9 protein-coding genes are annotated in these 13,293 nt (G+C 39.8%); 1 reads left to right on the top strand and 8 read right to left on the bottom strand.

Annotation, left to right across the window (positions count from 1 at the left end):
* Nucleotides 1-167 precede the first annotated feature (167 nt).
* Nucleotides 168-1,535 carry a cellulose binding domain-containing protein gene (locus J6O61_RS16490; RefSeq protein ID WP_292215385.1) on the top strand — a complete coding sequence of 456 codons (1,368 nt, stop codon included), beginning with the start codon at nt 168-170 and terminating at the stop codon, nt 1,533-1,535.
* A gap of 99 nt (nt 1,536-1,634) precedes the next feature.
* Here the strand turns inward: J6O61_RS16490 and amrA are convergent, their stop codons facing one another.
* From amrA to J6O61_RS16450, 8 genes are all read right to left on the bottom strand, one after another.
* A complete protein-coding gene (amrA, locus tag J6O61_RS16485) occupies nt 1,635-3,020 on the bottom strand; it encodes an AmmeMemoRadiSam system protein A (RefSeq protein ID WP_292215383.1) in 1,386 nt (461 codons plus the stop codon).
* A 15-nt stretch (nt 3,021-3,035) separates the two neighbouring features.
* A complete protein-coding gene (locus J6O61_RS16480) occupies nt 3,036-5,555 on the bottom strand; it encodes a DUF342 domain-containing protein (protein ID WP_292215382.1) in 2,520 nt (839 codons plus the stop codon).
* Between the two features lie 25 nt (nt 5,556-5,580).
* Nucleotides 5,581-5,991, bottom strand: coding sequence for an ATP-binding protein (locus tag J6O61_RS16475; RefSeq protein ID WP_292215380.1), 411 nt, complete (start codon nt 5,989-5,991; stop codon nt 5,581-5,583).
* A 158-nt stretch (nt 5,992-6,149) separates the two neighbouring features.
* Nucleotides 6,150-7,949: a methyl-accepting chemotaxis protein gene (locus J6O61_RS16470; protein ID WP_292215378.1), complete on the bottom strand. Its 1,800-nt coding sequence runs from the start codon at nt 7,947-7,949 to the stop codon at nt 6,150-6,152.
* Between the two features lie 174 nt (nt 7,950-8,123).
* Entirely contained in the window at nt 8,124-9,119 is a 996-nt protein-coding gene (locus J6O61_RS16465; RefSeq protein ID WP_292215376.1) for an FAD:protein FMN transferase, read from the bottom strand.
* 104 nt (nt 9,120-9,223) lie between these two features.
* Nucleotides 9,224-10,303 carry an FMN-binding protein gene (locus J6O61_RS16460; RefSeq protein ID WP_292215374.1) on the bottom strand — a complete coding sequence of 360 codons (1,080 nt, stop codon included), beginning with the start codon at nt 10,301-10,303 and terminating at the stop codon, nt 9,224-9,226.
* Nucleotides 10,300-11,508: a hypothetical protein gene (locus J6O61_RS16455; RefSeq protein WP_292215373.1), complete on the bottom strand. Its 1,209-nt coding sequence runs from the start codon at nt 11,506-11,508 to the stop codon at nt 10,300-10,302. Before J6O61_RS16455 ends, J6O61_RS16460 begins: the two co-directional genes overlap by 4 nt.
* Nucleotides 11,509-11,736: 228 nt before the next feature.
* On the bottom strand, nt 11,737-13,293 hold a 1,557-nt coding region (locus J6O61_RS16450), incomplete at its 5' end, for a putative PEP-binding protein (RefSeq protein WP_292215371.1).

Genomic DNA, 13,293 nt, shown 5'->3' with positions numbered 1-13,293 from the left:
TATCAGAATAACTCCTTTCTTGGTATTGGTCAGTGGTTTCTCGTCAATTCTATTGTACCATATCCGGTGAGGGGTTATTCATTTTTTATAGAGCAAAAGTGCCGTATTTATGCAGCTTTTGGCGTTTCACAAACGCCTATAAAAATATTATATATGGGGGTATTTCAATGAAAAAAAGTTTTGTATCAAAGCTGCTTGCCTGTTCTATGGCAGGTGTGCTCAGTATTTCTTCTTTCGTAGGAACGTTTTCATTTACTTCTTACGCTGAAGAAGACTCAGAAGTTGTAACCAAGTCATTTACTTTGTCCGAGCTTGTATGCAACACTTCATTAACATCACAAAAAGCAAGTCTTGGAAGTTCAAGTAATGTATCCTTTGACATCCAAAGTAATCAGAACAGATACGTTGCTGACATTGCTCCTGTTTATCCCGGATATCATCTTGAAAGAGCTGACTACAAAAAAGGATATTCGAATTATACAGGTATAGACTACTTTTTCTTAAAGCCTTATACAGTTAAAGCGACAGGAGAAACCGATTACTCTGTCTATATCCACTACACAGGATCTGCCGGAACAAGCGACCTTACGACAAGTGCTGCTCACTCAAAAGGAACTTATCTGTTCTGCCATTATGCACTTAATAACTACAAGGTTACTTATAAAGCTGATGAAGATGTGACTAACGTTCCGGTTGACGAAAACACATATACAATTGAAAACTCTGACAGCATCACTATTTCTTCCGAAGTTCCCGCAAAAGTCGGCTACAACTTTGATGGATGGATTCTTGAAGAAAATGGTGCTTTATATCAGCCCGGTGACAGCGTTTCTCTTTCTGAAGTTACAAATGAGGATGTAAGCTTTGTAGCAAGCTTTACAGAAGCTGCCGTTCCAACGTCCAACATTGATATAAACTCCGAAGTTGTAACAAGTTGGAATGATCAGGTACAGCTCAACGTAACTGTAACCAACAGCTCTGATGCAGTTGTAAAGAACTGGAAAATAGCCTTTGATTTTGACGGAACTATTGATCAGATTTGGAATGCAGAAGTCGTTTCTTCTGAAAACGGAAGTTATGTAATCTCTCATCCATCATGGAAGACTGATCTTGCTGCAGGTGAGAGCTACACCTTCGGACTTATTGCAACAAAAACTTCAGAAAATGTTCCGGAAGTAAGTGAGACTTCACTTGTATCAAAGGAAGAATCTGTTGATATGGAAAATGTCAATGTCTCACTAACAAAGCAGGAATGGAGCTATGGCTATAATGGTGAAATCAAGATAGAAAACAATACCGATTCTTCTCTTGATGGATGGACTATAGAATTTGACTTTGCAGATGAAATTACAAATATCTGGAACGCAAATATCATAAGCCATGAAGGAAACCACTACGTTATCGAAAACGCCGGTCACAACGGAAGCATTGCTTCTTCATCAAATGTTTCCTTTGGTTTCTCAGCAGTTCCTGCTGATGGCGCTGAGTATTCAAGTGCTGAACTTTCAAATGTTTCATTAACCGCAGTCAGATAATACTTTTAAAGTGTAAAAAACGATACATCTTTATGTGTCATACAAATAATCCCTTCTGCATATATTGTTGCAGAAGGGATTTTTCTTTCTGATATTAAACTAAAAATGCCTCACTACTTCAAATCTTTGAAGATGTATCTCATCATCCCGTGTGATCCCACCTTTTTGCATAGCAATTTCAATTTGCTGCTCTACAGAATCAACTCCGTCAAGATCCGGTAAAAGAAGTCCTCTCTTTCTTCCGCTTGAAACTATAACACCATATTTTTTGGCATCAAGCTCAGATAATCCTGAAATATCTTCCGGATTTCCAAGAACATCTACACTTATTTCCAAAAACTTAAGCTCATCCGCCTTTATGGCATCGAACCGTGGGTCCTTAGTTGAGGCGCTTATGGCATTTTGTATGATTTCAAGAGCCACATTATCTGTTGTAGGCGAGGTAGTTCCAATACAGCCCCGAAGCTTTCCGTTCTCATGAATTGACACAAAAGCTCCGGCATGTGTATTTAGCATCTCTTCCGGAAGATTATCGGGAAGCTTCAGCTCTTTTCCATGGAGAACATAGTTATATACTGACTTGTATGCAAGCTTAACGTAATCATCTGACTTTTCACGTAATCTGCTTAATTCTCTTACCTTTTTCAAAATATATTCATCAAGAAAATATCTGTTATTGTCCGCAGCTGTAGGATAAAAAGAACATATACCATACCCAACACCTGTTATATCCTGATGTGAAAGCTTGGAAGCCATAACCTTCATTCCGTCAAGAGCACCAGCCATGATAACAAAAGATCTGTGTCCACACTCTGCAGCTCTTTCACAGAACTTCTCGTCAAACTCCAATAACTCTCCAAAAGCTCCCCTCTCGCAGACATCCATAACCTTCTGATCATAAACCGGTCCTTCCGGAGCATATCCATATGGTCCATACTCTTGAAGCTTATGAGACAGATCACCGCTTGCCACATAAACTATGCGCTTATTGGTATTATCCGCAGCTTCTTTAATAATCTGTCCCAATTTGTAATGTTCCGTTAGAGGTAATGCCGAAAGTCCAACTCTGACTATCTTTCCACCTCTGTATTTTTTCCTGATAAAAGAAATCGGAACCATAACTCCATGGTCTAAATTTCTGTCCTTTTCTCCCAAAGTTCCGGCAGGAAACGATTTCCTTGAGGCTATCCTTTCAATTTCAGAAACAAGCTCAATATCATATTCTTCGATAAACTTAACTCCGTTTGCACCAAATCTGTCCAAAGATCCCATGGCAGCATTTCCCGGAGAAATATGGAAATAGTCAGCATACATAACAGTATGGGGACTTGATATAATGATAGTATCAGGTTGAAGAAGTGCTATTTCATCTGCCACTCTCTCGTATGCTGTTTTTGTCACTTCCAATTGTTCTTCAGCCCCTTTTCCAACTTCAGGTATTATAAGAGGTGGATGAGGTACCATAAACGCTGCTACTATCGGCATGACGCCTCCTCAAATCTATAAAACAAGAATTTTCTCTTTTTTTGAATCTGATCTGAAGGTTATTTTATCATATGCCCTTCTGTCACTATCAAGTCTGTATACCAGTCCGTCAATGACAAATACTGTTCCTGCATAGGCCATCTCTGTTACAACAGCCTGCGCATTCCCGCCTTTTTTTATCTCTTCTTCGAACTTATACTGTTGTTTTCTAAGCTCCTTTAAATTATTCTCCTTCACTCCTACGGCAGCGTTTATCTTAACCTTCCACTGCATAATCTGCCTGTCAACAGCTCCGATTTCCTGAAGTCTGTCTCTTTCTTTTGCAAGGGCTCTGTAATCTTCTTCTTCTCTGCTTATTTTTTTCTTAAGGACACTATATTCAGATAAAAGAGATGAATCCACACCCAGATTAACAACAGTCTTGGCTCCTGACTTATTTCCAATTGATGCCACTTCAATTCCATATGTACTATGACAGGTTCCGCCATAGATTATGCCGGCACGTCCATAGGTTCTGATAAATCCTTTCGCAGTAATGTTGCAGTTAATAAAAAAATTAGCTGATACTTCATTGGCAACAACAGTAACACCTTCAAAAAATTTGGCTGACACATTTCCCACAGCAGTAATGCTGCCTCTTATAGGACATGTTGCCCCGCCTTTTATTACTACATTTCCTCCGCTTTTTATCTCGGAGCTCTCCATGTGCCCACCAATAATAATGTCACTTGAAGCTACTATTTCACTGCCGGAGTGAACATCTCCCTTAACATAAACCACTCCGTCATAATTGATCTTTTTATCAGTTATTCTTACTTCAGGCATAACCAAAATCTTCTGAATTTTGATATTCCCATCAGGCATGGTAAGAGCGCCGGTCCACTTGGCAACGTACGTTACTTTGTCGTTAAGTATCATAAATCCTTCGCCCTTAAGAATAGGTATTTCCTTGCCGTTTTTTGCCGGTTTTACTTTGCCGAATACATCATATCCATCCTGCCCTTTGGTGGCCTTGTGATATACTGCAATCTTATCCCCAACGTGAACCTGCACAATGGAGTCCATATTGGTCAAATCAGCCGTACCGTCTGCAAGTATCTCGGGTTCTTCTCCCAAGTCCGTGTCAAAAAAGTATTCATAATAGCCGTCTTTACCATCAACTGCCTCTTTTCCCGCTGCCACAAGATATTTTTCATTATGGTTAAGATTTGCAATCATCTTTGTGATTTCCTGCTTATCAACACCTTTTCTTACATTACATTTAAACAGAAAAGCAAGAATGACATCTTCTGTATAATGAAGTCCGTCACTACGAAGCGGAAGCTTTAACCATGCCAAAAGGTTTCCGGAAGTAAATGACAAATAAATATCCCTGTTTTCCATCATGGAGTCAAGAAGCACTTTGCTGTCTTTGACACCTGCCGTTCTGTCAAGTGCATTTTTGGCAGCATCGGAATCATCTTCAACTGCTGCTTTATATGTTCCGCTAAGCATTCCTTCTCTGATTCTGCGCATATCTTTCGCAGTATACATCATTGAAGAGAACCTGCTTATATCAAGACCTTCCTCTAATCCCAGCCTGATTTCACGCATCTGGTCTGCACGGTACAAGGGCTTGCAATAAGAAGTAATATCTATCTGATGTTCAAGTCCTATCCTCATCTCATACATCTGCATCCAGTTATAAACCGAATCTGCATACTTTGTAACATCAATGCCGTTTTCAAGCCCCAATCGTATTTCTTTTATTGTATCGCCACGCATATCCCCGGTGATATAATCATTTATGGGAAGACCTTCCTTAATGCTTAATCTGATTTCTTCAAGCTGTTCCGCATCAAAACGCTCCCTAACATACCTGTTTATATCAATACCATCAACAAAAGCCTTATGAATCTGATCCAACACACTTGCGTCATGTGCCAATATTTGTTTTTCATCAAAATATAAGCCATCCTCAGCGCTTTCCCTTACAGTACGCATTTTCATGTAGGGTATTGTTACAGAAGCATAGTTTGAGATATCAATGCCTGCCTCAAGTCCTTTTCTTATTTCATGCATCTGTCTGCTGTCAAAAGCAGGATCCAGAAAAAAAATGATAGGAACAGGCTGCTTTTGGGAAAGGCCATGTCTTATTTCCCTCATCTGATCTGCAAGATATTCTTTTTTGGCATATGCGGAAACATCAATTCCGGCGGCAAGACCTTGCCTGATCTGCGATATTTGAAGAACATCAAATCCTTTGGCACGATACCCGCTCATATCTATACCCTGAGACATTTCAAGTCTGAGCTCTTCCATCTCGGTCCATGCCATTTTAGGATTCATGTATTTAGAATAATCAATATTACTTTCAATGCCTTTTCTTATTTCGGCAAGCTGAAGCGCATTAAAATTAAGAGCCTTGAGTTTATTTACATCAGCGCCCAGCTTTTTACACATTTCAAGCTCTTTTTCCAATGCGTTCTGGTTAAAAGAATTCAGACCGGAATATTCACTTAATTCATCAAGCCTATCCACATCTGGTGATGCCATACCCACCCCTCTTCATTCGATTAAATCACATTACTTTTTTTTCAATAGTAAAAATATTGTTGCCATTTTTTCTTTCGTAACTGACTTTATCCATACTTTTCTTAACTATGAAGATGCCAAGTCCGCCTATTTGACGTTCTTCGGCAGAAAGACCTGTATCAGGATCTTCTTTTTCCAATGGGTTAAACTCAACTCCCTGATCAGTAAAAGATATTATCGCCGTTGAATCGTTTTCTCTATAATCAAAGCAGATTTCAGCCTGTCCATGAGCGTCTCCATACGCATAGCTTGCAATATTTACGAATATTTCCTCAACAGCAACATCTATCTGCGTTTGAACTTTCATGGACGCACATAACTTTTCCAATTCTCCGTCAATAAAGCCCAATACCTCATCAAGTCTTTGAACCTGTGCTTCTATCTTTAATACGTTCATACACATTCCCCATATTTTCAATACAAAACACCTATAACACTATTATATACAATATATCGTAAAAATGTTGAAGAATAATAACATTTTTCTAAAAAACCAAAAAACGGGCAGAATACAAAAGTGTAATCTGCCCGGTCTTTCAGACTCAAATAACAACATTATAGTTCAAACCTAGCCACAAAATTCTGAAGTTCCTGAGCATTTTCAGCAAGTCGGTCAGAAGCCTCTGCAACTTCATGGGTTGTTGCTGTTTGCTGCTGAGATGCTGCAGATACATTCTGAGTTTCATCCGCTACACTTGTACTCATATCTTCTATCTTTTGGATATTTTCGGCAATTGTCTCTGTTCCGTCAGAAAGTTGAGTAACGATCTCACTCATTCTGGCTGACTGTTCTGAAATCGTGTATACCATGTCTACGATATTACTGAATGTATTTCCGGCTTCATTAACTGTTTCTGTTCCTTCTACAACACTTTCCGCGCCTGCCCTCATGGCTTCAACAGCCTCATTTGAGTTGTGCATAATCTCTGAAATCAATTCAGTGATATTTGACGCAGCTTCATTTGACTGATCCGCCAATTTACTGATCTCACTGGCAACAACCGCAAAGCCTTTTCCCATCTCTCCGGCTCTTGCAGCCTCTATGCTGGCGTTAAGAGAAAGAAGATTGGTCTGGCTGGCAATTTCAGCAATCGTATCGACAAATGTATCAATATTCTTAAGCTGCTCTCCAAGAGCATCAACAACAGATGCAGTATTTTCAACCGACTCTTTGATGGTTCCCATCATGTTGGTTGCATTAGTCATATCAGCAGCACCTTTCTTTGCTGCCTCATTTGTTGATTCAATCATCTTGGTCGTCTGCTCAATTGCATCTTTGAACTCCTGCATATTATCAACAAAAGCCCTTGTCTCATTACTTGCACCAGTCACGGCTGTAATCTGTCCGGCACAGGAATTGGCAACATTAGTGCATGAGGTTGCTACCATTTCACTGGCATCAGCCGACTGTGAAGCACTTGCAGATAATTCTTCTGAAGCAGATGCCACATAACTTGTGGTATCAAAAATCTTCATCATAAGCTCTCTTACATTGTTATGCATAAGATCGAGAGCTTCAGAAATCTGTCCAATCTCATTATTCTCTTTCTTAAGTGCACGAACCTGCTCCATTTCTTTACTGTCTGTAAAGTCACTATCTGCCATCTTTACCATCTGATCAGTAACCAGAATAATAGGATTTGTTATTCTCTTGCCCATATAGATAGCAATTACTATTCCAACGATAATCAAAATAACAAGAACAATAACAGATCTTGTAAGATTGCTCATAAGAGCTGCATGAGCATGAGCCTGATATTCAGCCTGTAAAGTGTCAATATGATCGATCCATACACCTGTACCCATTACCCAGTCGAAGGGTTCAAAGTATGCAGTGTAATTAATCTTGGGAAGTGGCTCTGTCTCATTTGGCTTTGCAAACATAAGCTCAGTATATCCGCCTCCGTCCTGCATACCATTTTTTATCATCTCCTGAATAAAGTAGTTTCCGTTAGGATCTACTGAATCCCATCTTGACTGTCCTTCAGTGTCTCTTCCGAGAAGAACTACGTTTATTCCTTTGGAAGTATCAACCCAAAAATATCCGGAACCATCGTTATACTTTAGTTCTCTGATAATATCAGCAGATTCTTTTTGAGCTTCCTCCATTGTCATTTCACCTGCCTGATATCTGTCATACATTACCTGACAAATGCTCATTGCTTCCTGTGTCTCATTTTTTAGCTCTGTCTTGATATCTTCTACAAGTCTGGACCTGTAAGCCTCAGTCTGGTCATTATTTGTACTGATAGTACTGGTTACGGAGAACACTTCGATAGCGATTGCTGTAACAAGAACCGCACAAAGAATAGCAAATACAATAACATACATCAAAGAACCACGTTTTTTACTCATAACACAATCCTTTCTTGGTAAAAATTATCAATATTTTGATAACCATACAACCAATATATCATTCTGAATTGTATTATTAAAGGTTTAAAGGTATTAAAAAAATATAAAGCAAGTCTACCATTTCAGGAAACAAAAGCCGGGTGCCTGCAAACGGTACGGTTAAATAAAAAAATACTACTTGCTAACTACTTTCAGTTCATTTGATGCATATTCGGAAGATAAAGTAAATCTGTCGGATACACCTTCAGTTACATATATGGAACCTTCATCTGTTATGAATATGGCTTCAAAATCTCCTTTATCTTTCCAAAATTCTATTGCCTTATCCAGTCCCATTATATAAAGAGATGTGGAGTAACCATCACATTTTAATCCGTCTTTTCCAATGATTGTCACAGATACAAGCCCTGACTCAGCAGGCTTTCCGGTAGACGGGTCGATAATGTGATGATAGATTTTTCCGTTTTCCTCGAAATATCTCTCATATCCGCCGGATGTAATAACCGCTTCATCGCTTGCCTTTAAAACACCTATTATCCCGGTTTTACTGTCTGAAAAAGGGCTTTTTATGGCAATGTTCCACATTTCACCATTAAGTTTACTTCCGATACACTGCACATTGCCGCCAAGGTTTATAAGTCCGCTTTTTACACCGTTTTCAGAAAAAAAGTCATAAAGCATTGTACCTGTATAGCCCTTAACTACACTGCCAAGGTCTATTTCCATGTTCTCAGGGATTCGGGCCAAAAAAACATCCTTATCAGCAATATTTTTCCTGGCATCCGGGCTTTTTTCATTCCCAACTGATTCAATACTTACTTCTTTGTAGTCAACAGTATCCAAAAGTTCTAAAAGTATGCTGTCATCAGGAACTTTATACGCGTCTTCAGTAAAGCCCCATTCCTTTAAAACAGGATAAATTGAAATATCAAGGGCGCCATTTGTTTCATCACAGATAGAAAGAGCTCTTGACATAATAAGCCCTGTATCACCGGAGACATATGCTTCTTTATTCCGGTTAAGAGAACTGATCTCACTATTATCATTTGTTACTGACAACCTGCTTTCCAAGTACCGTATCTTTTCCTCAGCCTTGGACAAAAGCTCCTCATCTCCTGCAATTTCAAGCTCCATCACAGTATCCATTGCAAAAATAGTAGATGTCTTCATTGTCTTTACAGCACTTTCCGCGGAAGAACACCCTAAAAGAATAATGGCGAGGGCTACGCTCTCGCCTATTAATAATAATCTCTTTTTTAAAAAAACAAACATACTTACTGCCTTGCCTGTTCCAATGCTGACTCAACTGCCGAAATAAAGCCGTCGGAAGAATATGTCGCTCCTGATATTCCATCCACATCAGTTCCCTGGGCGTCAATTACTCTGCCTATCATCATCTCTCCGTCAACAGAAACATCAAAATATTCCTCATCATCCGGGAATTTAGTAATCTCAATCGAGTCAATATTTCCATCAACTATAGTCACATCAACATTAATTTTTCCGTTGTTCCCCATTCCTTCCCCGGAATAGGTTCCATCTTTATAAGAATAACTTGAATATCCTTCGGATGCAACACTTGATGAACTGGAGGATGTACTTATTGTTCCGACAAACAAAGTCGCAATAAACAGCGCCGCAGATACTGCTATCATCTGCCTATGTACAGTTTTTTCTTTATCATTTTTATATACGGCCTTTATAATACGGCACAAGAAATAACTTATAAAAACAAAACCATAAACAAATACAGTTAAATCATATCCTTCTGCACCCATAATTGCTCTCGGAACAGTTAAGAGCATTACATGTACAAAAAGGAGGAAATAAAAAACATATGCAAGTCTCTGAAGTTTTTTCCAGGACTTTCCGTTCATTTTCTTTCTGACTGCCTTAAAAGAAGTAACAAAAAGCGGAAGCATTACTGCAATCATAACCAGGGAACAAACTGCTGCAATCATGGTTCCTGTCTGCATTTCACTACCACCGGTGAAAAGCATTTTAAAATATGTTTTACCATAGGCAATGTTATGTCCGAAAGTTAATATGCAGGCTATTATTGAAAGCTGCGCACGTATCGGCATAAATGCCTTTGCTCCAAAGCTTCCGGGAGCAAATACTCCGGCATACATCACAATTACAAACAAAGCCCCCGCAAGAGCTCCACGGGCAAAAATCGGAAAGATGTAGCTGTTAAACCAATCGGGATAGACAATCCCACTCCAGACTGATACTGCACAAAACAGTGATATAAATGCCGCTCCCAAATAAAACGGGAGCGGTTTTTTTCTTAACACTTCACTACAGAGCAACGAAAATATAAGAGCTATGCAAAGAGATAATAAAAATATCATTTCATTACCTCAACAGCAATATTAGCAAAATTGTCACTTGAAATAACTATTGTATAATTGCCCTCTTCTGCCTGATCTTTCCTGGCCTCTTTAAGAGCATCAGCATCAAGTGTAACTGCATCTAAAGCTTCACCATCATATACAACGGTTCTTACTGCTTCTTTTCCCTGACCTACAACATATGTAACTGTAACAGCTGCATTTTCCAAATCAGCAGGTGTTCCTGTAAGTGCTACTGTTCCGGCAGCTTCATCAACAGTTGCTGTCACCTTGGCATCACGGTAAACAGGTTTAACAAATACTTCCTCAAAGTTATACACATATGCGTCATTCTGATTGATGAATGTTACAGATACTATGCTTTCATTTTCAAGTTTGTCAAGCTCAGTAAGGTTATCATAAGAAATATGACTGTTATGAGAATTGTCAGCTGAAATATTAAATGAAATCTCATAAGGCTGAACCCAGATGCTCTGAAGATGTTCCATACCTACCTTAAGCCCTGATTTTGTTTCAACAATAATACCCTGAACATCAGCACTTACAGCGAATCCCTCGTCTTCTCTGGTATTTCTGAGATAAGAAGTAGAATTCTCAATAACATTGATCTGATAATCTCCCCAGTTTGTTCCTGTAAGAAGTTCAACTTCAGCATCTGTTACAGTATCTGCAACATTAAAGCTTGTTGCAGAATAATCTGCTTTTCCATTTTCAATATTTACAACCTTAAACTGTGAAGGCTCAGTATCACTTTCAACAAAGCTGTCATTCAAGCTCTTATACTCATCAAGCTGATCTGCTCTTACTGCTACATTTACGTTTTTCACACCAAGAACGTTGTAACCCTCGGCGTTTGTAGTCTCATCAACAAAATCTGTGTTCATATTTGTAAAAAGCTCATACTTTTTAGCAGTTGCAGATGATACAGCGTCGTAGGAATCTGTGCTTGAAACATCTCCTGAATAAAACTCTGCATAAGTCAATGTCGCTGTTCCATAAACATATTCTGCATTTGGATCAAGGGCTGCTCCTGCCGCTGTCTCTTCATCTTCAATTACTGTAGATTCTGCATCACTTTCTACACTTGCTTCTGCAGACACCTCCCCGGTTGTCTCATCAGCTTCAGATACCACACTTTTGTTTCCGCATCCAACCATTGATAATGCTGCCACAGCAAGAACTGCAGCTAAAACTCTTTTCTTCATAAATTTGCTCCTCCATAATGGCTTATCCGCCGTCTGTGTTAGCCGTGTCTAACAATTAAAGATACTAACATAGCGTATTTCATGTAGTCAACAATACTAATTGAGAAAAAAAGTCAGCAAAATTTAGCATTAAAAGCGCCAAAATTCCCGAAAAAGTTTTTATTTTACAGAAATTCACATAAAAAAAGGGGTACCATACAGGCACCCCCCTTTAAAAATACAATACTATCAGTTCTTCTTGTTCTCGTTATAAGCTCTCTTAGCTTCTTCGATACCAGCCTTAAGTCCGGCAAGTCCAGCCTTAGCAACCTCAGCAGATGCATCAGCAAGATCCTTTGCAAGAACCTGAGCCTTCTCAGCAGCTTCCTTGAGCTTTTCCTTTGTCTCATCATCTACAACTGACTTCTTGCAATCGCATTTTGCCTTTGCAGCCTTTTCTGCGATAGCAGCCTGTGCAGCAGCAAGTCTTGCTACAGGAACGCGGAATGGTGAGCATGATACATAGTCAAGACCAATCTTGTGGCAGAACTCAACAGATGAAGGATCTCCACCGTGCTCTCCACAGATACCAACATGAAGTGATGGGTTAACCGGCTTGCCAAGTTTGATTGACATTTCCATAAGCTTGCCAACACCTGTCTGGTCAAGTTTTGCAAATGGATCGTTCTCGAAGATCTTGGTGTCATAGTAAGCATTTAAGAACTTACCTGCATCATCACGAGAGAATCCAAATGTCATCTGTGTAAGGTCGTTAGTACCGAAGCAGAAGAAATCAGCTTCCTTAGCAATCTCATCAGCTGTAAGAGCAGCTCTTGGGATTTCGATCATTGTACCAACTTCATATTCAAGCTTAGCACCTGCAGCAGCGATTTCAGCATCAGCTGTCTCTACTACTATCTGCTTAACATACTTAAGCTCCTTAACTTCACATACAAGAGGAATCATGATTTCAGGCTTAACATTCCAATCAGCATGTGCCTTCTGAACTTCAAGGGCAGCTCTGATAACAGCCTTAGTCTGCATCTTGGCAATTTCAGGATATGTAACTGCAAGACGGCATCCTCTGTGACCCATCATAGGGTTGAACTCGTGAAGAGAATTGATGATAGCCTTGATTTCTTCTACGCTCTTGTGCTTAGCATCTGCAAGCTTCTTGATTTCATCCTCTGTTGTAGGAACGAACTCGTGAAGTGGCGGATCAAGGAATCTGATTGTAACCGGGCATCCCTCAAGGGCTTCATAAAGAGCCTTAAAGTCTCCCTGCTGATAAGGAAGAATCTTATCAAGTGCTGCTTCTCTCTCTTCAACTGTATCTGAGCAGATCATCTCACGGAATGCAGCAATTCTGTCTTCCTCGAAGAACATGTGCTCTGTACGGCAAAGACCGATACCTTCTGCGCCAAGCTCTCTAGCCTTTTTAGCATCAGCAGGTGTATCAGCGTTTGTACGAACTTTAAGTTTTCTGAACTCATCAGCCCAAGCCATGATACGTCCGAACTCACCGGCGATCTTAGCATCAACTGTTGCGATCTGACCATCATAGATGTTACCTGTTGTACCATCAATTGAGATGAAGTCTCCCTCGTGGAACTCTTTTCCAGCGAGTGTGAACTTCTTGTTCTCTTCGTCCATATTGATGTCGCCACAACCTGATACGCAGCACTCACCCATACCACGAGCAACTACGGCAGCGTGTGATGTCATACCACCACGAACTGTAAGGATACCCTGAGCAGCCTTCATACCTGTGATATCTTCTGGAGATGTCTCAAGACGAACAAGAAC

The sequence above is a fragment of the Butyrivibrio sp. genome, from assembly GCF_017635265.1.
Classification (GTDB): domain Bacteria; phylum Bacillota; class Clostridia; order Lachnospirales; family Lachnospiraceae; genus Butyrivibrio.
This window is presented reverse-complemented; position numbering and strand designations above follow the sequence as displayed.